At 68.8% G+C, this 19,890-nt stretch carries 18 protein-coding genes; 7 read left to right on the top strand and 11 right to left on the bottom strand.

Going from position 1 to position 19,890, the window contains the following annotated elements:
• Positions 1–841: 841 nt before the first annotated feature.
• Positions 842–1,183: a hypothetical protein gene (locus ABOZ73_RS09490; protein ID WP_369057916.1), complete on the bottom strand. Its 342-nt coding sequence runs from the start codon at positions 1,181–1,183 to the stop codon at positions 842–844.
• Positions 1,184–1,274: 91 nt separating this feature from the next.
• On the opposite strand from ABOZ73_RS09490, the gene ABOZ73_RS09495 reads away from it, so the two are divergent.
• Positions 1,275–2,165: an oxygenase MpaB family protein gene (locus tag ABOZ73_RS09495; protein WP_369057917.1), complete on the top strand. Its 891-nt coding sequence runs from the start codon at positions 1,275–1,277 to the stop codon at positions 2,163–2,165.
• Here ABOZ73_RS09495 and ABOZ73_RS09500 read toward each other — a convergent pair.
• Both ABOZ73_RS09500 and ABOZ73_RS09505 read right to left on the bottom strand, forming a co-directional pair.
• The gene (locus ABOZ73_RS09500; RefSeq protein WP_277785713.1) at positions 2,162–2,719 is read right to left on the bottom strand and encodes an ActR/PrrA/RegA family redox response regulator transcription factor; all 558 of its coding nucleotides are present in this window, start codon (positions 2,717–2,719) and stop codon (positions 2,162–2,164) included. The two genes, ABOZ73_RS09495 and ABOZ73_RS09500, sit on opposite strands and share 4 nt — an antisense overlap.
• A 73-nt stretch (positions 2,720–2,792) precedes the next feature.
• Positions 2,793–4,160: an ActS/PrrB/RegB family redox-sensitive histidine kinase gene (locus ABOZ73_RS09505; RefSeq protein WP_369057918.1), complete on the bottom strand. Its 1,368-nt coding sequence runs from the start codon at positions 4,158–4,160 to the stop codon at positions 2,793–2,795.
• Positions 4,161–4,252: 92 nt separating this feature from the next.
• Here ABOZ73_RS09505 and ABOZ73_RS09510 point away from each other — a divergent pair, with 92 nt between their 5' ends.
• The 3 genes from ABOZ73_RS09510 (at position 4,253) to ABOZ73_RS09520 (ending at position 7,007) form a co-directional block, all read left to right on the top strand.
• Positions 4,253–4,870 (top strand): SCO family protein, encoded by a 618-nt coding sequence (locus ABOZ73_RS09510; RefSeq protein ID WP_369057919.1) that lies wholly within the window; start codon positions 4,253–4,255, stop codon positions 4,868–4,870.
• 95 nt (positions 4,871–4,965) lie between these two features.
• On the top strand, positions 4,966–6,237 hold the full coding sequence (locus ABOZ73_RS09515) for a polyhydroxyalkanoate depolymerase (RefSeq protein WP_369057920.1): 1,272 nt from the start codon (positions 4,966–4,968) through the stop codon (positions 6,235–6,237).
• A gap of 26 nt (positions 6,238–6,263) precedes the next feature.
• The gene (locus tag ABOZ73_RS09520) at positions 6,264–7,007 is read left to right on the top strand and encodes a M48 family metallopeptidase (protein WP_369057921.1); all 744 of its coding nucleotides are present in this window, start codon (positions 6,264–6,266) and stop codon (positions 7,005–7,007) included.
• Positions 7,008–7,013: 6 nt separating this feature from the next.
• Here ABOZ73_RS09520 and ABOZ73_RS09525 read toward each other — a convergent pair whose 3' ends face one another.
• The 3 genes from ABOZ73_RS09525 to ABOZ73_RS09535 all read right to left on the bottom strand — a co-directional run bounded on the left by ABOZ73_RS09525 (position 7,014) and on the right by ABOZ73_RS09535 (position 10,051).
• Positions 7,014–8,975 carry a transglycosylase domain-containing protein gene (locus ABOZ73_RS09525; protein ID WP_369057922.1) on the bottom strand — a complete coding sequence of 654 codons (1,962 nt, stop codon included), beginning with the start codon at positions 8,973–8,975 and terminating at the stop codon, positions 7,014–7,016.
• Positions 8,976–9,069: 94 nt separating this feature from the next.
• Positions 9,070–9,765 carry an SdpI family protein gene (locus ABOZ73_RS09530; protein ID WP_369057923.1) on the bottom strand — a complete coding sequence of 232 codons (696 nt, stop codon included), beginning with the start codon at positions 9,763–9,765 and terminating at the stop codon, positions 9,070–9,072.
• A complete protein-coding gene (locus ABOZ73_RS09535; RefSeq protein WP_369057924.1) occupies positions 9,752–10,051 on the bottom strand; it encodes a metalloregulator ArsR/SmtB family transcription factor in 300 nt (99 codons plus the stop codon). Before ABOZ73_RS09535 ends, ABOZ73_RS09530 begins: the two co-directional genes overlap by 14 nt.
• Positions 10,052–10,156: 105 nt before the next feature.
• Between ABOZ73_RS09535 and ABOZ73_RS09540 the strand changes: the two genes are divergently transcribed.
• Complete coding sequence (locus tag ABOZ73_RS09540; RefSeq protein WP_369057925.1) at positions 10,157–10,417, top strand: hypothetical protein; 261 nt, start codon at positions 10,157–10,159, stop codon at positions 10,415–10,417.
• 45 nt (positions 10,418–10,462) lie between these two features.
• A complete protein-coding gene (recQ, locus tag ABOZ73_RS09545) occupies positions 10,463–12,286 on the top strand; it encodes a DNA helicase RecQ (protein WP_369057926.1) in 1,824 nt (607 codons plus the stop codon).
• A 13-nt stretch (positions 12,287–12,299) separates the two neighbouring features.
• Here the strand turns inward: recQ and ABOZ73_RS09550 are convergent, their stop codons facing one another.
• A complete protein-coding gene (locus tag ABOZ73_RS09550) occupies positions 12,300–13,391 on the bottom strand; it encodes a methyl-accepting chemotaxis protein (RefSeq protein WP_369057927.1) in 1,092 nt (363 codons plus the stop codon).
• A 350-nt stretch (positions 13,392–13,741) separates the two neighbouring features.
• On the opposite strand from ABOZ73_RS09550, the gene ABOZ73_RS09555 reads away from it, so the two are divergent.
• Entirely contained in the window at positions 13,742–13,984 is a 243-nt protein-coding gene (locus tag ABOZ73_RS09555) for a hypothetical protein (RefSeq protein ID WP_369057928.1), read from the top strand.
• Here ABOZ73_RS09555 and ABOZ73_RS09560 read toward each other — a convergent pair.
• From ABOZ73_RS09560 to ABOZ73_RS09575, 4 genes are all read right to left on the bottom strand, one after another.
• A complete protein-coding gene (locus ABOZ73_RS09560; RefSeq protein WP_369057929.1) occupies positions 13,981–14,355 on the bottom strand; it encodes an iron chaperone in 375 nt (124 codons plus the stop codon). The genes ABOZ73_RS09555 and ABOZ73_RS09560 overlap by 4 nt on opposite strands.
• Before the next feature lie 96 nt (positions 14,356–14,451).
• Complete coding sequence (gene gyrB / locus ABOZ73_RS09565; RefSeq protein ID WP_369057930.1) at positions 14,452–16,896, bottom strand: DNA topoisomerase (ATP-hydrolyzing) subunit B; 2,445 nt, start codon at positions 16,894–16,896, stop codon at positions 14,452–14,454.
• Positions 16,897–18,039: a DNA replication/repair protein RecF gene (recF, locus tag ABOZ73_RS09570; protein WP_369057931.1), complete on the bottom strand. Its 1,143-nt coding sequence runs from the start codon at positions 18,037–18,039 to the stop codon at positions 16,897–16,899. It lies immediately after the preceding gene.
• Positions 18,036–19,778: a prolyl oligopeptidase family serine peptidase gene (locus ABOZ73_RS09575; protein WP_369057932.1), complete on the bottom strand. Its 1,743-nt coding sequence runs from the start codon at positions 19,776–19,778 to the stop codon at positions 18,036–18,038. Before ABOZ73_RS09575 ends, recF begins: the two co-directional genes overlap by 4 nt.
• Between the last annotated feature and the right edge of the window lie 112 nt (positions 19,779–19,890).

Here is a 19,890-nt window from a genome sequence, read left to right on the forward strand (position 1 = left end):
ATCCCTCGCGCGACGTATCCAGCCGGATGCCGCGCGCGGGAACAGCCTCGCGGGCGGTGGAGGGCCAGATCCGGCATTCCTGCGGCGCGCCTTCGGAAGGCGAGCGGCAGCCCCACACCTCCCCCCGCCGCGCACGAAGGTCGCCGCCACGGTGCGGTCGGCGGGCAGGTGCTGCGACATGGCCAGGAACGGCGGATTGAACGAGGTCCAGGCGCTCTTGCCCGCATGGCCGACGCCGGTCAGGGCGAGGACCGGCGCGGCCGGCCGAGCCGCCCTGGCCGCCATCAACAGGCGGGCCATGCCGGTCTCGCGTGCGTCGGAGGTTCCAGCCGGGCCTTCGCTGGGGTGGTCGAAGGCGACGACAGACAGGTCCGCCCCCGCCGCTTTGAACCGGCGCAGGCTATCGATCAGGTCGAGCATGGCGGCGCTGGCCCGGCCGTGAGGATCACCCCACCCCTCCGCGGCTAGCAATTGCGCGCTCGCCTGCGCTCCGCCGTCGGAGGCCAGATAGGCGTCCAGCGCCGGCTGCTCCGCCGGCAGGAACTCCACCCCCGCCGTCACAGGACCGGAGGCGGCGTAGGCGCAGACCAGGTCAGCGAACAGAGCCGGCAGCTCCTTGGTGCCATGGGCCTCGCCCAGGATGACGTAGTCGGGCGCGCGGGCCTTCAGCGCCTCCACGCCTTCCAGTGGTGGACAGTCGGTCCCGCCGATGGCGAGCGCGGCGGCGGCGATGGGCAGAATTGATGGCATGGGCGATCCTTGTCTTGGCTGAGGATCGCTTAGGCCGTGCGGCGCGCGCCCGCCTGGGCCGCGCGCCGATGTTTAGGTGATGTTTCGCCGATCAGTCGGCGGAGCCGGACTTGACGATCTTGCGGTTGGCGGCGCGGGTCTTGGGACCCTGGCCGCGCAGGGCCTCGGTGCGGACCGGAATGTTGGCACGGACGCCGCCCTGCTGCAGGGCGACAAACTCGTCGGCGAAGTCGCCGTCCTCGTCCATGAAGTCGGCGATCTCACCCGCAGCCGGGGCCGCGAGGGTCGAGTCCGCTACATTGGGCGCGGCGTAGGCGCGCGGCTCGGGCCGGACGGCGGCGTTCTGCTCCACGCCCTTGTCGTTGCCGGGGGTCTGGCCCGTGACGGCGTTCTGGGCGGTCGCGCGGGGGGACTGGGTGTTCTGATGCGGCATGAAAAGCGCCTTTGACTGACGTTGGGGACCCTCAAGCAACCATTGGCGGCCCGGCCAAGTTTCACGGGGTCGAAGCATCGGAGACAGCATCATGGCGCATCAAGCGGCGTTCCCCGCGCGACTGTTGGCCCGGCAGATGAAGGGTGTCCCGCCGTTCGACTTTTCCACCCCGGCGGGAGAGCCCGCCCTGGCCGCGCCGGACTCCGTCTCCTGGCGAGTGTTCAAAAACCCAATCGCCCTGTTCATCGGCGGCATCACCGCCGTGCTGCTGGAGCTGGCCGAGCCACGCGTCCGTTCGGGCGTGTGGGAGAACACCAGCTTCCGCACCGATCCTCTGCCGCGCATGAAGCGCACGGGCCTGGCGGCGATGGTCACGGTCTATGGCGCGCGGTCGAAGGCCGAGGCGATGATCGCCGGGGTCGGCCGCCTGCACGGGCGCGTGGCGGGAACGACGCCGGACGGGACCGCCTATCGCGCCGACGATCCGGAGCTGCTGGATTGGGTGCAGGCCACCGCATCCTACGGCTTCATGCAAGGCTACCACCGCTTCGTGCGGCCCCTGTCGCAGGCCGAGCGCGACCAGTTCTATGCGGAGGCGGCGCCTTCGGCGCGGCTCTACGGCGCGGTCGGCGCCCCGACCTCGGAGGCCGCGCTGGAGGCGCAGTTCCAGGCCATGCGGCCCAAACTGGAGCCGTCGGACATCGTGCTGGAGTTCCTGAACATCATCGCCCGCACCAAGGCCGCGCCGTTCGGCCTGGGCTGGATGCAGGCCATGCTGGTGAGGGCGGCGGTGTCCACTCTGCCCGACTGGACCCAAACCCTGCTGGGTCTGGAAGGACGGGGACTGCGCAAGGGCGAGGCGGGCTTGATCCGTACGCTGGGGCGCATCGCCGACCGCATCGCGATCAGCGCGGCGCCCCGGCCCAGGCGTCGGTGCGCATGGGCCGGCCGGCGGACTTCCTGTACCGCTGAGAGGTCCTAGCGCGGAGCGCGCTTGGCCAGGATGCGCTGCAGGGTGCGGCGGTGCATGTTCAGGCGGCGCGCCGTTTCAGACACGTTGTGGCCGCACAGCTCATAGACCCGCTGGATGTGCTCCCACCGCACGCGGTCAGCGCTCATCGGGTTTTCCGGCGGCGGCGGGGCCGCGTCGGGACGGGCCAGCAGGGCGCGGACCACGTCATCGGCGTCGGCGGGCTTGGGCAGATAGTCGACCGCCCCGGCCTTAACCGCCGCCACGGCGGTGGCGATGTTGCCGTAGCCGGTCAGCATGACGATGCGCGATTCCGGGCGGGCGTTGCGGATCTGCTCGACCACCGAAAGGCCGGTGCCGTCCTCCAGGCGCATGTCCAGGACGGCGAAGGCCGGGGCCTTGGTCCGCACGGCCGCGGCCGCTTCCTGAACGCCGGCGGCGGTGGCGACCTCGAAGCCGCGCTGCTCCAGCGCCCGTCCGAGGCGGGTGCGCAGCGGCGCGTCGTCATCCACCACCAGCAGGCTCTTGTCCGGCAGGGCTTCCACGGCGCTGGTCAGGTCGGTCATTCACAAAACTCCCCGGCAGACCGGCGATAGGCCGGCTCCGTTGCGACATCTTGTCTTTGTAAACTGGTTCGCATCAAGCCCCACGCAAGGTTTCGGCGAGATTTGGCGCCTCCACGACCGCCCTAGGCCAGCGCGCCGCGACGACGGCGCCCAGCTGACGGCCATTCCTGAAATCCACTACGGCGCCGGTTCGTTCCAGCAGGGTCTTGGCGATGAAGAAGCCCAGGCCCATGCCGACGTGGCCGGTGCGGCCGCCTTCGGCTCCCGGACGGCTGGTGATGTAGGGCTCGCCCAGTTTGGCCAGGATCTCCGGCGAGAAGCCGGGGCCGTCATCACGGACCTCCACCAAGACGGAGCGGTCGTCGAAGCGGGCGGTGACCAGCACCTCCGACTTGGCGAAATCGACGGCGTTCTCGACGATCGAGGTCATGGCGTGGACCACTTCGGGCATGCGCCAGATATCCGGGGCCGCGCCGGGGCCGCCTGTGACCACAGCCTCGACCCGCACGCCGCCCACCGACAGGTGCGGCTCGATGGTTTCCTGAACGAACTGAAGCAGGCTCATGCGCTCGTGAACCGCGTCACCGGTCTCGGGCGTCTCGCCCAGGCGCTGCAGGATCTCGCGGCACCGCTGGGCCTGGGCGATCATCAGCTCGGCGTCCTCGCGGGTCACCGGGTCGGTCGTGCCGCGCGCCATCTCGCGCGCCACGACGGTGATGGTGGCCAGGGGCGTGCCAAGCTCGTGCGCGGCGGCGGCGGCCAGGGCGCCCAGCGCCGAAAGGCGCTGCTCGCGGGCCAGCACCCGCTGGGTCACGTCCAGGGCCAGCTGCATGCGGACGTTCTCGGCCGCCGCATACCAGGCGTATCCGGCGGTGAAGATGATCCCCAGCACCCGCGCCGTGGTGACCACCACCATGAACAGCAGGGTCGGCTCCTGAGAGGCCATCTCGGGGCCCCAGGGGACCGGGAACGGGCTAAACGCCAGTGCGATGGTCATGGCCACCGCCAGGCCCGCCAGGCCCAGGGCGTAACGGGCCGGCAGGGTCGCCGCCGCCAGGGTGGCGGGCGCGGCCAGGAGCAGGGCGAAGGGATTGGCCCCGCCCCCGGTCAGGAACAGCATGGCCGTCATCTGCAGGATGTCGAAGGCCAGCTGGGCGGTCGCCTCGCTGTCGCGCACCTGGCGCTGGCCGCCGGCGGCGATCATCAGCAGGACGTTCAGCCAGGCCGCCAGGGCGATCAGGGCGAAGCACAGGGCGAAGGGGACCTTGAAGTCCAGAACCAGCCCCGCCACCAGCAGGACGATGGTCTGCCCAACCACCGCCAGCCAGCGCAGGCCGATCAGGGTGCGGGCGCGCAGGCCGTTGCGCAGGGCCCGGCCCTGACCACCACGAGCCTCGGCTTGCGCAGGATCGGTCCCCGGCCTATCGAGGCCTCGCGCCATGGCTTCATCTGTCGTGGGTGGGCCCATGCGCGCCAAGATCAACGACTTTCCTTCTCTAGGCGAGCCCTCGTTTCAGGGGCCGGAGTTTCCTCATGAACCGTGTTCGCGTGCTTCTGGTTCTCATCTGCCTCGCCGCGGCGGCGTTCGCGGGGGTGCTGGCCTGGCGCGTCGGCGCGCTGGGCGGCCGCTCGGGCGGCTCTTCCGGTCAGGTGAGCACGACGGGCGCGGCGGCCATCGGCGGCCCCTTCACCCTGGTTGACCAGGACGGCAAGCCGGTGACGGAAGCGGCGCTGAAGGGCCGCTGGAGCGCGGTGTTCTTCGGCTTCACCTATTGCCCGGACGTCTGCCCCGGCACGCTGCAGGCCCTGAAGGCGGCCGTCGGCCAGATCGGCGGCAAGGCCGACAAGCTGCAGGTGGTGTTCATCTCGATCGATCCCGAGCGCGATACGCCCCAGCAGATGAAGGACTATCTGGGCGCCATGGAGATGCCGGTGAAGACCGTCGGCATGACCGGCACGCCAGAACAGATCGCCGCCGCCGCCAAGGCCTATCGCGCCTATTACAAGAAGAATGGCGAGGGCGAGGGCTATCTGGTCGATCACTCCACGGCGATCTACCTGATGAACCCGCAGGGCGGCTTCGACCGGGTGCTGGCCTACGGCATGACGCCCGACCAGATGGCCGAACAGCTGAACCAGGCGATCCAGTAGCCCGCCTGCGCTGTTGGGGCGCAACGCAGAAGGCTGGACTTCGTTAAGCGCAGGCGTGTTATGCTGCGCCGCACAATAGCGAAGTGACCGGTCTGATGCTCTACGCTCTCCACGAGGCGGCTTACTACGCCTCACAGCCTATGCGGATGGCCGCCCTGGCGGCGCGCGACTTCTGGAGCTCGCCGCTCAACCCGAGCGCTAATTCGCGCTGGGGCCGCAGCCTGTTCGCCGGCGCCGACCTGTTCGCCAACGTCACCCGTCGCTACGGCAAGCCGGCCTGGGGGATCGACACCGTCCGCATCAACGAGACGGACGTGCGGGTGCGCCCGACCACCGTGTGGCAGAGCCCCTGGTGCAAGCTGGTGCAGTTCGACCGCGACATGGCCGACATGCGCAAGGCCGGGAAGATGCAGCTGGACCCGGCGGTGCTGATCGTCGCGCCGCTGTCGGGCCACTACGCCACCCTGCTGCGCGGCACGGTCGAGGCCCTGCTGCCGGACCACGCGGTGTTCATCACCGACTGGTCGAACGCCCGCGACGTGCCGATGCTGGAAGGCCGCTTCGACTTCCACGACTACATCGACCACATCCGCCAGATGCTGACCGCGATGGGCGGACGCCCGCATGTGGTCGCCGTCTGCCAGCCGGGACCGCCGGTCCTGGCCGCCGCCGCTCTGATGGCCGAGGACAACGACCCGTCGCGCCCGCGCACCATGACCTTCATGGGTTCGCCCATCGACGCGCGCCTGTCGCCGACGGTGACCAACCAGCTGGCCGAGCAGAAGCCGTTCACCTGGTTCCAGTCGAACATGATCCACACCGTGCCCGCCCCCTATCCGGGCGCGATGCGGCGCGTCTATCCGGGCTTCGTGCAGCTGGCGAGCTTCATGTCCATGAACCTGGAGCGCCACCAGGACGCCCACCGCCAGTACTTCGACGACTTGGTGAAGGGCGACGGCGACCATGCCGACAAGCACCTGGCTTTCTATGACGAGTACCTCTCGGTCCTGGACCTGACCGAGGAGTTCTATCTCCAGACTATCGACATCGTGTTCCAGAACTACCTGCTGCCCAAGGGCGAGCTGCGCCATCACGGGCGGCTGGTGAACCCGGCGGCGGTCACCGACATCGGCCTGATGACGGTGGAGGGCGAGTTGGACGACATCTCGGGCATCGGCCAGACCCAGGCGGCGCACGACCTCTGCTCGGGCCTCCCCGAAGCGCTGAAGCTGGACTACATCCAGCCGGGCGTCGGCCACTACGGCGTCTTCAACGGCCGCCGTTTCCGCGAGGAGATCGTGCCGCGCATGCGTGATTTCATCCGCCAATGCGATCCGGACTTTGAAGGCTCGCGCCTGAAGTCCTAAATCCAGGGACGATGAGTTTCTTCCGGATGAACGCGCCGCGAACGACCGCCCTTCGTGACGGCGACGAGATCGTCGTGGCCGGGGCGCCGGTCGTGATGAAGGTCAACGCCAAGGCGCGGCGCATCAGCCTGCGCCTGGACCGGGCAAGCCGGCGGGTGATCGCCGTGGCCCCGACCGAGCGAAAGCTGGCGGACGCCGCCGCCTTCGCCCGCGACCGCGCCGACTGGATCGCCACCCAGATGGCCGCCGTGCCGGACGCCCAGCCCCTGCGGCCCGGCGACATGCTCACCGTGTTCGGCAATCCCGTGCGGCTGGAGCGGGCCCCGGGCCGCACGCGCCTCACCGCCGCCAACGCCCTGCACCCCGCCCGCCTGATCGCGTCCGGCGAGGGCGACGCCTGGACCCGCGCCGTGCTGCGCCGCCTGAAGGCCGAGGCCAAGAGCCAGCTGACCCTGCTGACCGCCGTCCATTGCGAGGCCCTGGGCCAGCCCTTGCCGCCGGTTTCGGTGATGGACGCCAAGGGACGCTGGGGATCGTGCAAGCCGGCACATGGGCGCCATCCGGCGGCGATCCGCTATTCCTGGCGGCTGGCGCTCTGCCCGCCGTCCGTCGCCGACTATGTCTGCGCCCACGAGGCGGCGCACCTGATCGAGGCCAACCATGGCCCCCAGTTCTGGGCCCTGGTCCACGATCTGGTGGGCGACCACCGGCCGCATCGCGACTGGCTCAAGCGCCACGGCGGCGAGCTGCACGCCGTGGGCCAGGACTGACGCCGATCAGTAGGGCAGTTGCGACTGCTGCGGGTTTTGCTGCTGCGGCTGGGGCTGGGCGTTCGGATCGGGCTCGCCGCCGAGGCCAAGGCCGCCGAGCAGGTCGCTGATCGCGTCTGGTTCGGGCGGCGGCGGCTCGATGGTCCCGCCGGGGATGGCCTGGGCCTTCAGGCGCGGCAGGGCCGAACCCATGAAGGTCTTCCAGATTTCGGCCGGCGCGCCGCCGCCGGTGACCCGGCGCATGGGGGTGTTGTCATCCTTGCCCACCCAGACGGCGGTGACGAAGCCGCCGGTGTAGCCGACGAACCAGGCGTCGCGATAATCGCTGGTGGTGCCGCTCTTGCCGGCCACGTCATAGCCGTCGACGCGAGCCGCCGTGCCGGTGCCGCAGCACACGACCTGGCGCATCATCTGGTTCATGTACTGCAGCGAGGGCGAGCCGATGACGCTGGTGCGGGCCGACTTGCCCACATCGTGGTCATACAGGACCTTGCCGGCCGCCGTGCGGATGCGGGTGATGCCGTAGCCCCGCGCCGAGAAGCCGCCGTTGGCGAAGGGGGCGTAGGCCTGGGCCATCTCCAGGGGGCTGACCTCCACCGCGCCCAGCGCCATGGACGGGTCCTGCTGGATCTTCGAGGTGATGCCGAGGCGGCGGGCCGTGGCGGCGACGTTGCCGGTGCCCACTTCGCTGGCCAGGCGCGCGGCGACCGTGTTGATCGACTGGGCCAGGGCCTGCTGGATCGTCATCGGGCCGCGGAAGTCATTGGTGTAGTTGCGCGGCTCCCAGTTGCCGATCTTCACCGGCTCATCGACGACCATGACGTTGGGCGTGCGGCCGGCCTCCATGGCGGTGAGATAGACGAACGGCTTGAAGGCCGAGCCCGCTTGGCGCTTGGCCTTGGTGGCGCGGTCGAACTCGCTCTCGGCGTAGTCAGCGCCGCCCACATAGGCGCGGATGCGGCCCTCGCCGTCGAGGGCGACCAGGGCGGCCTGCTGCACCCCTTGCGAGGCGCGGGCGCGGACCGTGGCGCGGACGGACGATTCAGCCGCCGCCTGGATCGGCAGGTCGAGGGTGGTCTCCACCACCAGGTCCTCGGTCGGCTCGCCCACCAGGGCGCGGACCTGATCGTCGATCCAGTCGGTGAAATACTGGGCGCGCTGGTTGGCCAGGCGGGCGGAGACGCGGACCGGGGTCGACAGGGCCTCGTCGCGCTCCTCGGCGGTGATCACCTTGGTGCGGACCATCTGGTCCAGGACGATGGTGGCCCGGCGCTCGGCGCGGTCGGTGTTGTAGACGGGGCTGTAGCGCGACGGGCTCTTCATCAGGCCCACCAGCAGGGCGGTCTCGCCCACGGTCAGCTGGCTGGCCTTCTTGTTGAAGTAGCGCTGGGCCGCCGCCTCGATGCCATAGGCGCCGCCGCCGAAGTTCACCCGGTTCAGATAGAGGGCCAGAATCTCCTTCTTTGAGAACTTGAACTCCAGCCACACGGCGACGATCAGCTCCTGCACCTTGCGGCGCAGGGTCTGGCGGAAATCGAGGAAAAGGTTGCGGGCCAGCTGCTGGGTGATGGTCGAGCCGCCGCTCAGCGGGCCGCCCTCACGCTTCATGTTGGAGATCAGCGCCCGGGTGATGCCAATCGGATCGAAACCGGGGTGCAGGTAGAAGCGCCGGTCCTCCACCGCCACGAAGGCCGCGGGTACATAGTCGGGCAGGGTGTCGAGGTCGACCGGTGGCGCGTACTGGCTGCCGCGCACAGCCAGCAGGGCGCCGTTGCGGTCGAGATAGGAGATCGACGGCTGGCGCTTGGCGTCCAGCACCTTGGACACGTCCGGCAGGTCGCGGGCGAAGACGGCCAGCATGGCGAGCGTGAAGATCGCCGCCCAGACGCCCAGCACGGCCGTCCAGTAGACGAGCCCGCCCAGAAAGCCCCGGCCCTTTCGGCCCTCGGAGCCGTTCTGCTTCGCCATATCTCGTTCCGTCCTAGAAGACGCCGCCCAGCCTGGCGCGTCTTAGCCGAGAAGGACCTAACCCGCGACAAGGTTTATGAGAGATGAACGAAGCTTAAGGCTGGCGGTCGGGGTCCGTGCGCCAGACGCGGAAGCTCTCGTAGACCGCCCAGAAGGCGGCGAAAGCCATGGCGACCACAAGAGCCACAACGCCCATGGGAGCCGGTGAGAACGGCGCGCTGACCACACCTGCAAGACCGATCAGGCAGAACAGCCGCCCGGCGAGCCGATTGGACTTGTCCCAGGCCAGCCGGCTGCGCTTGGACCAATAGGTCCGAACCCCAACGAAGGGGTTTGGGCTGGTCTTGCCGATGAGGGCTCCCGCCACGACCAGGATCAGACCCGTGAAGGCCTGAATCCACCTTGGTCCTTCCAGATCCGTTGGAGCCGTCCAACCCAGCCCAAGCGCCGCCAAGAAGACAGCGAACAGGCTCGGGATCACCATGCCGATCATCCAGCCCGTCGTGAAGCTGCGCCAGTTGGCCGGACTGTAGTCCGCGACCCGAGGACCGTGCGCGATGCGCGAGCAGACGATGAGCGAGATCGCCGCGATGATCGTGTTCGCCGCCAGGAGGATGGCGACCTGCTGGCGCGGAGCCCAGCCGTCGGCTTCACCCGAGGCGTTGAAATGGATCGGGATCGGCCCGTCGATTCCACTGAACCAAACAGCAGCCACCGTGCCGATCTGGAGAATGGTGACGGCGACGGAGGCGACCTCCATCCGGCGAACTGTCTTCTCAGGCTTGCTCAACGCTGGAACTCCCCTTCGCTGGCTGAACAACTTCGTCGCCGACCCTGGCGAGCTCCATGAGAAAGGCCATGGCCTCCTCGACGGCCGAGATGACCAGGCGATAGCGAACGGAGGTGCCATGCTTTTCCGTCTCCACCAGTCCGGCCGTCTTCAGCGCCGCCAGATGGGTTGTGACGGTCGGCCAGGCCATGTCGAAAGCCGCCGCGATCTCCCCGGACGCCATCGGCCGCTCGCGCAGCATGGCGACCATCTGGCGACGGGCGGGGTGGGACAAGGCCTTGAACATCTCATTCATAGCAAGAAGGCTAATTAGCCAATTCACTAATGTAAAGCTACGACCGATTTTGACGCACCTCTACCACAACCTGCCCTCATACCGCTGGAGGGACCCATGGCCGACATCATTGACTTCGCCGACTACCGCTCCTTCACCCCGCGCCTGCCGGAGCCGACGGCCGACAGCCGTGTCCTGGGCTCGATCCGCTACGCCGGGGTGCTGCTGGTGTGGATGGGACTGTTGGTGGTGCGGCCGCGCCTGGCCCTGGAGATCTTCCGCGAGCGCCGTGCGGACTCGCCGCTGCGCTGGCGCAACCGGCATGTGATCGCCCCCGCACCGGCCGCCGGCCCGGCCCCCGAGGGCCTGATCGCCTGACTTTCGAGGTGGCAATTCAACGGGCGACCTGCCACAAGCGGCCCGATGTCCGCCACCCTCGACCAGGCCCGCGAAGTCCTTCGCCAGACGTTCGGCCATGCCGATTTCCGGGGCCTGCAGGCGCAGGTGATCACCGAGGCGCTGGAAGGGCGCAGCGCCATGGCGGTGCTGCCCACCGGCGGCGGCAAGAGCCTGTGCTACCAGATCCCCAGCATCGTGCGCCCGGGCCTCGGCCTTGTGGTCTCGCCGCTGATCGCCCTGATGACCGACCAGGTGGCCGGGTTGCAGCAGTCGGGCGTGGCGGCGGCGCGGCTGGACTCCAACATCTCTCTCGATGAGCGGTCGGAGACCTGGCGGCGGATCGAGGCGGGCGAACTGGATCTGCTCTATGTCTCGCCCGAGGGCCTGATGGCCGGGGCGATGCTCGATCGCCTGCGCCGCACGCCCCTGGCCCTGATCGCCATCGACGAGGCCCACTGCGTCAGTCAGTGGGGCCACGACTTCCGTCCCGAATACCGGATGCTGGGCCGCCTGGCCGAGATGTTCCCGAACGTGCCGCGCCTGGCGGTCACCGCCACGGCCGACAACCGGACCCGCGAGGACATTCGCGCCGAGCTGCGCCTGGAGGGCTGCGCCGAGTTCGTCGACAGCTTCGCCCGGCCCGAGCTGGCCCTCTTCGCCGAGCGCAAGCGCCCTGGATCGAAGAACCGGGTGGTGGAGCTGGTCATGGAACGGCCCAACCGTTCGGGCGTGATCTATGCCGGCTCGCGCGACGGGACCGAGACCCTGGCCAAGACCCTGCAGGACGCCGGCGTGCCGGCGCTGGCCTACCACGCCGGCCTCGACAAGCAGGTGCGGGCCGACCGGCTCGAGGAATTCCTGGAGGCGGACGCCGCCGTGATGGTGGCGACCATCGCCTTCGGCATGGGCGTGGACAAGCCGGACGTGCGCTTCGTCATCCACGCCGATCCGCCCGCCTCGATCGAGGCCTATTGGCAAGAGATCGGCCGCGCCGGGCGCGATGGCCAGCCGGCGGAAGGCATCACCCTCTACGGCGCCTCGGACCTAGCCTGGGCCCTGCGCCGGGTCGAGAGCCGCGAGATGGACGGCGAGGTGAAGGGCGTGCAGGTGCGCAAGGCGCGCCAGCTCTACGCCATGCTGGACGGGCTGAACTGCCGCGCCGCATCGGTCCGACGCTATTTCGGCGAAGAGGGCGTGCAGGTCTGCGGCCAGTGCGACCTGTGCCTGTCGCCGCCGGAATCGGTGGATGCGACCCAGGCCGCGCAGAAGGCGCTGGCCGCCGTGCACCGCATGGGCGGCCGATTCGGGCGCGGTCGCTTGGTCGACCACCTGCTGGGCAAAACCAAGGACGTGACTGAGTCCGAGGCGAAACTTTCCACCTTCGGCATCGGGACGGAGTTCTCGGCCCCCGGCTGGCGCGACCTGATCGACCAGCTGCTGTTCGAGGGGCTGCTGCGCGAAGATCCCAACGACAACCGCCCGCTGATCGGCCTGGGCGATCCCGAAGGGGTGCGGGCCGTCTATCGCGGCGAGCGCCAGGTGGCGATCCGCAAGCCCTCCGAGGCGGCGGAGAAGTCCGACCGCAACCGCCGTCGCCGCGAGGGCCAGACCGTCGTCGCCCCCGCCGACATGCCGCTGTTCGAGGCCCTGCGCGCCTGGCGCCGCGACGAGGCGCACCGCCAGAAGGTGCCGCCCTATGTCATCTTCCACGACGCCACCCTGGCGGAGATTGCGCGGGTGCGGCCGACCACCTCGGCGGCCCTGGGCCGTGCGGGCGGAGTGGGTCAGGGCAAGCTGGATCGCTACGGCGCGGCGGTGCTGGCCGTGGTCGGGGCGATGGAAGACTAAGGCCGAGCGGCCTCTAGGCGGCGGCGCCGAACGAGGTCGCCATCGGAATCGCCGATGTCGCCACGTCCTCAGTCTGGACGATGCAGCCGTACCAGCCCAGGCCCTTGTAGGTCTCGTAGCCAGGGGTCAGGGCGTAGCCGATGGTCCGACCTTCCGACGAGTAGCTGCCCATGGTCCCGCCCTCAACGTTCAGGCGAAAGATATCTTCCAGCACGCCCTTGTTGTCGGACGAGGCTAGGATGCGGCCCTTCTGGTCCAGCAGCATGACCCGCGACTTGGCGCGCTCCTCGGCGGTCAGGCGCACGCCATCGACGACGGCCTGGGCCTGGGGGCGCCAGTCGAAGTGGATGCCCAGCACGCCGATCGGCTTGCCGCGCGTCTCACCGTCCTTGCGGATGGCGGTGGCGTAGGTGGCCACCGGCGCGTCGCCCAGGGCACGGACCTTCTCGATGTCGCAGACGGCGAAGTCGTCGCCGGACGCGGTGCGCATGGCGTTGCGGAACCAGGAGGTCTCTGCCACCGACTGGCCCACGGCGTTGGGATAGAGGTCGGGACGGCCGGTGGAGATCACCCGGCCTTTCTCGTCGCAGATCCACAGGTCGAGATAGACGGTGTAGGCGTCGAGAATGACCTTCAGCCGCTTGCTGGCGTAGGCCGTCGCCTCGGGCGTCGGGTCCTTCACGCAGGCGGTGACGGCGCTGTCGGTCGCCCACCAGCGCACGTCGCAGGTGCGCTCATAGAGATTGCGGTCGATGATCTCGATGGCGTTCAGGGCCAGGTCCGCCAGGCGCTGGCCGCGCAGGTGGTCGAGGATCGAGCGGCCGACCCGGGTCAGCTCGTCCAGGTCGGCGCGGAACTGGCTCTGCAGGTCCAGGGCGACATTGTCGATCTCGGCGGCGATCTTCTTGAACTCGTCGGCGACGATAGCGAAGCCGCGGCCCGCCTCGCCCGCGCGGGCGGCGACGATCAGGGCGTTGATCGACAGCATCTTGGCTTCGCGGTTGATCATGGCGATCTCGCCGATCTTCTGACCGGCGACCGCGCTCAGGCGTTCTGACAGGTCCAGAATGCGTTCCGGACGAAGGCTGACATCGGTGTCGCTCATGACCCCCCCTAGGGCCGCGGGCATCGTTGCATACGATACTAGCGGGCGAGGCTGGCCTTCACCGGTATCCACAAGGTTAACGAAATGGAGCCTGAGAGTTAATCGGCGACAGCCGCTCGGCGGATGCCTAAACCTTGATCAGATAGCGCCCGCATGGCGGTCATGGTTAACGCGAGATTTACGCGGAATTCGCCCAACGCGCGAAAATCAATCTCGTAAATCCCCTAATGCCTGCGACAAATTGGCTGTGCGGGATCGGTTCGCGCAATAGGGCGTTTACATCCGGCCTTAAAGCGGCACAGTTAGAGTTGCACAGGACGTAAAATCCCTGTGCATGCGGAGCTCTCCAGATGAACCCGACTGATCAGGCGCTATTCGACCTGGCCTACCCGGCCATGCTCGTGCTTGCCCCCTTTGTGTGGCTGGCCGGCCTGTACATCGTCTTCACTGTCAGCGCGATCATCGTGCGCAACGGCCGTCCCTTCCCGGGCGCCAAGGCCGTCGTTCGCCGTCGCCCGGTCGCCGCGCCGGCGCCGGAGCTCACCCCGCAGCTCAGCACGGTCTTCGCTTTCGCCAACATCAAGGCGGCTTAGGCCTTCTTGCGCCCGGCCTTGCGGGCGGCGGTCCTTTCCCGATCCTCGCCGGCGCGGCGCTGAACGATCTCGCGCACCAGGTCGGCGGGAAGCAGCGCATCTGGCTGGAAACGGATCGCCCCCTTGCTGGTCTCGAACCCCGTCAGGCGGTCGGCGTATTCCTCGACCAGGCCGTGAGGATAGAAGGCGCAGTGCGCCTTGGCCGCGCCCATCCAGACCAGAACCCCGTCCAGCTTGAAGCCCGGCAGGCCGTAGCTGATCACCTCGGTCAGGCCGGGAACCGCCGCGTGAATCCGCCGGCGCAGATCCTCCAGCGCCTGGCGCTGATCGGCGGGCAGCTTGGCGAGATAATCGTCGATGGCCGTGGACATGGCGGCGGCTCCTTCGCCCCCTAGGACGAACAGGTCATCGACGATCCGACACCGTGAAATGCAAAATGGCCGGACTTTCGCCCGGCCATTCGCGTTCTAGACATCCACCTCGGCGTCGAGGGCGTTCTGCTGGATGAACTCTCGGCGGGGTTCGACCAGGTCCCCCATCAGGCGGGCGAACATGTCGTCGGCGTCGTCGGCGTGGGTCACCTTGACCTGCAGCAGGGTGCGGGCCTCCGCGTCGAGGGTCGTCTCCCACAGCTGGTCGGGGTTCATCTCGCCCAGGCCTTTGTAGCGCTGGATCGACAGGCCCTTGCGGCCGGCGTCCATCACCGCCTGGACCAGGTCCAGCGGACCGCGCACGGTCGTCGACTTGTCCTTGCGGCGGAAGATCGCCGGCTTGGAGAAGGTTTCGGCCAGGGCTCCGGCGCGCTCGGCCAGACGGCGGGCGTCGGCGGCGTTCAGGGTCATCTCGTCGATCACCAGGCGCTCGGACACGCCGCGCTTCACGCGGCTGAAGCTGTAGCCGCCGCCGGTCGCGGCGGGCTCGCCGCTCCACGGGCCGTCGCCTTCCTCGGCGTAGAGGTCCAGGCGCTTGGCGGCCGAAGCCACGTCGGCCTTGTCGCCGAACAGCCCGGCCAGGGCCGTCTGTTCAACGGCGAAGGCCGGGGCGCGGGCCGACAGGCGTTCGATGTTGGCCTTCGCGCCGCGTGCGGTCTGCACCATGGCCAGCAGGTCGCGGCCGGTCAGGCGCTCGCCCGAGGCCAGGTCCAGCTCGGCGCCGTCCACGCCCTCGTCGGTGAGGAACGACTCCATCTCGGCGTCGTCCTTCAGGTAGCGCGAGGACTTGCCCTTGGTCGCCTTATAGAGCGGCGGCTGGGCGATGTAGATGTAGCCGCGCTCGATCAGCTCCGGCATCTGGCGGTAGAAGAAGGTCAGCAGCAGGGTGCGGATGTGGGCGCCGTCGACGTCGGCGTCGGTCATCAGCACGATCTTGTGGTAGCGCACCTTGTCGGCGTCGAAGTCCTCGCGGCCGATGCCGGCGCCCAGCGCGGTGATCAAGGTGCCGACCTGGTCCGAGGACAGCATCTTGTCGAAGCGGGCGCGCTCAACGTTCAGGATCTTGCCGCGCAGGGGCAAGATCGCCTGGTTCTCGCGGTTGCGGGCCTGCTTGGCGGAGCCGCCGGCGCTGTCGCCCTCGACGATGAAGATTTCGGACTTTGCCGGATCCTTCTCCGAGCAGTCGGCCAGCTTGCCGGGCAGGGAGGTGATGTCGAGCGCGCTCTTGCGGCGGGTCAGTTCGCGGGCCTTGCGGGCCGCTTCACGGGCGGCGGCGGCCTCGACGATCTTGCCGACGATGGCGCGGGCCTCGTTCGGATGCTCCTCGAACCAGGTGGCCAGGCCGTCCTGCACCAGGCCTTCGACGGCGGGGCGCACTTCGGACGAGACCAGCTTGTCCTTGGTCTGAGAGCTGAACTTCGGGTCCGGCACCTTGACCGACAGCACGCAGGTCAGGCCTTCGCGGGCGTCCTCGCCCGAGACATTGACCTTCTCGCGCTTGGCCAGGCCGGAGCTCTCGATGTAGTTGCCCATCACCCGGGTCAGGGCGGCGCGGAACGCGGCCAGGTGGGTGCCCCCATCCCGCTGCGGGATGTTGTTGGTGAAGCACAGCATGTGCTCGTGGTAGCTGTCGTTCCACCACAGGGCGAGGTCCAGCTCGACCTTGTCGCGGCGGCCGCGGATCACGATCGGATCCTTCAGCATGCCGTTCTTGGCCTTGTCGAGGTGGCGCACGAAGGCCTCGATGCCGCCCTCGTAGGACAGGATTTCCTCGAAGGGCTCCGCCTCGCGCAAGTCCTTGAAGCGGATGGTCACGCCCGAGTTCAGGAACGCCAGCTCGCGCAGGCGATGCTCCAGCGTCTTGCGGTCGAACTCGATGAACGAGAACGTCTCGGTCGAGGGCATGAAGGTGACCGAGGTGCCGGTCAGGAACTCGCCCGCCTTGGGCCCTTCGGTGCGGGTCGGGCTGTCGCCGGTGACCTTGAGCGAGGAGACCGCGTCGCCGCGCTCGAACCGCATCTCGTGGACCTGGCCGTTGCGGTGAATCTTCAGCTGCAGCCAGTCGGACAGGGCGTTGACCACCGACACGCCCACGCCGTGCAGGCCGCCGGAGACCTTGTAGCTGTTCTGGTCGAACTTACCGCCGGCGTGCAGCTGGGTCATGATGACCTCGGCCGCCGAGACGCCTTCGCCCTCGTGGATGTCGGTGGGGATGCCGCGGCCGTCATCAGTGATGGTGGCCGAGCCGTCGGCGTTGAGGATCACCTCCACCGCGGTGGCGTAGCCGGCCAGGGCTTCGTCGATGGCGTTGTCCACCACCTCATAGACCATGTGGTGCAGACCCGAGCCGTCATCGGTGTCGCCGATGTACATGCCGGGGCGCTTGCGCACCGCGTCCAGACCCTTGAGGACCTTGATCGAGTCCGCGCCGTACTCGCCGGGGGTCTCTTCGATCTCGGGGGCTTGGTTTTCGTCGCTCATCTACTGGTCCAGAACCGTCAGACCCGATGCGTCCACGCGGACGCCCAGGGCCCGACCCTTGAGGTGGTCGAACAGCGCTTCGTCGGTGCCCGTCAAAAAGGCTTGAAGGCCCAGCGCCGTGATTTCGTCGGCCAGAGCAGCCCGCCGTTTCAGGTCGAGATGCGCCGCGACTTCGTCGAGCAACAATATAGGGTTTGGCGCTGATTCCGCACGCGAAAGTCGCGCCGCCTGGGCCAAAACCAGGTTCAAAATCAGCGCTTTCTGCTCGCCAGTGGAGCATTCGGCGGCCGGACGGTCCTTTTCGGCATGGACGACAGCAAGATCGCCCCTGTGAGGCCCCGTCAAGGAGCGTCCGGCGGCTCCGTCCCGGGGCCTGGCGGCGGCCAGTGCGGCCGAAAGACGAGCCTCCAGCTCGGGTGATTCGGTCCCGTTTGCGGCCATGGTCTCCCAGTCGCCGGTCAGGCTGAGACGCGCCTGCGGGAACGGCCGGTCGCCCCGGCTGTCGATCTCGTCCTGCAGGGCCTGCAGGGTGCGCACCCGGGCGGCGGCCATCAGGGCTCCGGCCTGGGCCATGCGGGTCTCCAGGGCCGTCAGCCAGGCCTCGTCCCCCACCTCGTCCACCAGCAGGCGCAGGCGCTCGCGCTGGGCCTTCTCATAGGCGCTGGCGTGGGCGGCGTGGGCGGGCTCGGCGGCGAAGACCAGGCGGTCGAAGAACTTGCGCCGCTCGGACGCCGCCTCCAGGAACAGGCGGTCCTGCTGCGGGGTCAGCCAGACGGGCCGGATGTGGTCGGCCATGCGGCCGGGCGGGACGGCCTCGCCCTCCAGCCGCACCACGCGGCGGGCGGCCCCGGCGGTCTCGGTCCCGGTGCCCAGGCGGGTCTCGCCCTCCGGGTCCTCGACCACCGCCGCCACGGCCCAGGCGCGGCCCACGGCCTCGCCCGGCAGGCGGCGGCCGACCTCGGCCAGGGCGGAGCCGCGCAGGCCCCGGCCGGGCGACAGCAGGGACACGGCTTCCAGCAGGTTGGTCTTGCCCGCCCCGTTGGGGCCGAACAGGAAGACCGTGCGGCCGCCAGCCTCCAGCCGCGCCCGTTCATAGGAGCGGAAGTCGGTCAGGCTCAGGGATAGGACGGCGGCGCGGCTCACCCGGCGGGTTTTAGACCCAAGACCTTCTGCAGGAACAGGGTTTCCGCCTCGCGGCGGCGGTCGCTGTTGACGCGCTTGAAGAAGCCGTGGCCCTCGTCCTTGAACAGGACGTACCAGGTCTCGACCCCGTTCTTGCGCAGCTCGGCCACCACCTGGTCGGATTCGGACTGCGGCACGCGCGGGTCGTTGGCGCCCTGCATGATCAGCATCGGCTTGGTGATCTTGCCGACGTTGTTCATGGGCGAGATGCGTTCGAACACCTTCTGCATCTTTGGATCGCGCTCATCGCCGTACTCGGCCCGGCGCAGGTCGCGGCGATAGGTCTCGGTGTTCTTGAGGAACGAGGTGAAGTTGGAGATGCCGTAGCGCTCCACCCCGCCAGCCAGACGGTCCGAATAGTGGGTCATGACCGCCAGCGACATGTAGCCGCCGTAGGACTGGCCGTAGACGACGGCCCGCTTGGCGTCGAGGTCGGGCTGGGTCGCGATCCAGTCCAGCAGGGCGCCGATGTCCTTGACCAAGTCCTCGCGCTTTTCGGCGTTGTCGAGGTTCAGGTAGGTCTTGCCGTAGCCGGTGGAGCCCCGGACGTTGGGGACGATCACGGTGATCCCCATCTCGCCGACCATCTGCTGGATGTGCTGGTTGATCGAGTTGTAGACCGGCCGCGACTGGCCTTCGGGGCCGCCGTGGATGTCGATCACCACTGGGGTCGGCCCCCTGGCGTTCCGGGGGCGATAGACCAGGGCCGGGATCGAACGGCCGTCGAAGGACTTGAACCGCACCAGGGTCGGCTCGACCAGGCTTGCCGGATCGAGCCCCCCCAGCTCCGAGTTGGTCCAGCGCTCCAGCTTGCCTTCCAGGACATCCCAGCTCCAGGCGTCGCTGGAGGAGGTCGGGGTCGACAGGGAGAAGCCGAGCTTGGAGCCGTCCTTGTTGAAGGTCAGGTTCGACAGCACGCCGGCCGGCAGCTGCGCCTGCGGCAGGGCGCGGCGGGTGACGAAGTCGCGGACCACCAGCTTCGAATAGCCGTCCTCGTTGACCACATAGGCCAGGATGCGCCCGTCGCTGGACAGGGCGAACTCCTCGACGTCCCAGGGCTGCTCTCCCGAAAGGTTGGTCTTCTTGCCGGTGGCCAGGTCGATCTCGATCAGGCGGGCGAAGTCCGAACCTTCGTCCGACAGGATCAGCACGCGCTTGCCGTCGGGCGTGAACTTGCCGCCCTGATAGGCGATCGGGGTCTCGGCCGCGCCCAGGGGGGTCAGCTTGCCGCCCGCCACGTCCAGCAGCCAGCGCGGGGAGTCGTTGATCGACAGATAGCGGCCCAGCAGCACCGTCTTGCCGTCGGCGGACACGTCGATGGGCGACATGGCGCCCGTACCCTCGAGGATCGTGCGGCGGCCGTCCGGGGCGGACGGGTCGAGCATGATGATGTCGGCGTCGGCGTCGCCCTTGGCCGAGCGGCTCCAGACCAGGACCGAGCCGTCCTTGGACACGGCGGGCGACTGGTTGCGCGTGCCGGCCTCGGTGATGGTCGTGGTCTTGCCGTCCGCTTGGCGGACCAGCAGCTGGAACCACTCGTCGCCGCCGGTGTCTTTGCTGAGCAGCAGGCCCTTGCCGGCCGGTAGGGCGCCGACGCCGGCCACCGGCTCGTCATAGAAGGTGATCTGGTTGCGGGCCGCGCCGGGGGCGGCGACGGTATGGACCTGGTTGGTCTGGCCGAACCGGGTGGTGATCAGCATGGAGCCGTCGGCGGCCCAGTCCTGGAAGTAGGCCGAGCGGACATTCTGATACTTGGCCAGAACTCTCGCGCACCGAGGCCGGAGCCTCGGGCACGTTTTCGAGAACCTGGTT

Origin of the sequence: Caulobacter sp. 73W, assembly GCF_041021955.1 — a bacterium.
Taxonomy (GTDB): domain Bacteria; phylum Pseudomonadota; class Alphaproteobacteria; order Caulobacterales; family Caulobacteraceae; genus Caulobacter.

What these genes read in the sequence shown, in the direction of transcription:
- ABOZ73_RS09490 (WP_369057916.1), bottom strand. Translation starts at nt 1,183, where the DNA reads ATGCCGCATCAGAACACCCAGTCCCCCCGCGCGACCGCCCAGAACGCC.
- ABOZ73_RS09495 (WP_369057917.1), top strand. Translation starts at nt 1,275, where the DNA reads ATGGCGCATCAAGCGGCGTTCCCCGCGCGACTGTTGGCCCGGCAGATG.
- ABOZ73_RS09500 (WP_277785713.1), bottom strand. Translation starts at nt 2,719, where the DNA reads ATGACCGACCTGACCAGCGCCGTGGAAGCCCTGCCGGACAAGAGCCTG.
- ABOZ73_RS09505 (WP_369057918.1), bottom strand. Translation starts at nt 4,160, where the DNA reads ATGGCGCGAGGCCTCGATAGGCCGGGGACCGATCCTGCGCAAGCCGAG.
- ABOZ73_RS09510 (WP_369057919.1), top strand. Translation starts at nt 4,253, where the DNA reads ATGAACCGTGTTCGCGTGCTTCTGGTTCTCATCTGCCTCGCCGCGGCG.
- ABOZ73_RS09515 (WP_369057920.1), top strand. Translation starts at nt 4,966, where the DNA reads ATGCTCTACGCTCTCCACGAGGCGGCTTACTACGCCTCACAGCCTATG.
- ABOZ73_RS09520 (WP_369057921.1), top strand. Translation starts at nt 6,264, where the DNA reads ATGAACGCGCCGCGAACGACCGCCCTTCGTGACGGCGACGAGATCGTC.
- ABOZ73_RS09525 (WP_369057922.1), bottom strand. Translation starts at nt 8,975, where the DNA reads ATGGCGAAGCAGAACGGCTCCGAGGGCCGAAAGGGCCGGGGCTTTCTG.
- ABOZ73_RS09535 (WP_369057924.1), bottom strand. Translation starts at nt 10,051, where the DNA reads ATGTTCAAGGCCTTGTCCCACCCCGCCCGTCGCCAGATGGTCGCCATG.
- ABOZ73_RS09540 (WP_369057925.1), top strand. Translation starts at nt 10,157, where the DNA reads ATGGCCGACATCATTGACTTCGCCGACTACCGCTCCTTCACCCCGCGC.
- recQ (WP_369057926.1), top strand. Translation starts at nt 10,463, where the DNA reads ATGTCCGCCACCCTCGACCAGGCCCGCGAAGTCCTTCGCCAGACGTTC.
- ABOZ73_RS09550 (WP_369057927.1), bottom strand. Translation starts at nt 13,391, where the DNA reads ATGAGCGACACCGATGTCAGCCTTCGTCCGGAACGCATTCTGGACCTG.
- ABOZ73_RS09555 (WP_369057928.1), top strand. Translation starts at nt 13,742, where the DNA reads ATGAACCCGACTGATCAGGCGCTATTCGACCTGGCCTACCCGGCCATG.
- ABOZ73_RS09560 (WP_369057929.1), bottom strand. Translation starts at nt 14,355, where the DNA reads ATGTCCACGGCCATCGACGATTATCTCGCCAAGCTGCCCGCCGATCAG.
- gyrB (WP_369057930.1), bottom strand. Translation starts at nt 16,896, where the DNA reads ATGAGCGACGAAAACCAAGCCCCCGAGATCGAAGAGACCCCCGGCGAG.
- ABOZ73_RS09575 (WP_369057932.1), bottom strand. Translation starts at nt 19,778, where the DNA reads ATGCTGATCACCACCCGGTTCGGCCAGACCAACCAGGTCCATACCGTC.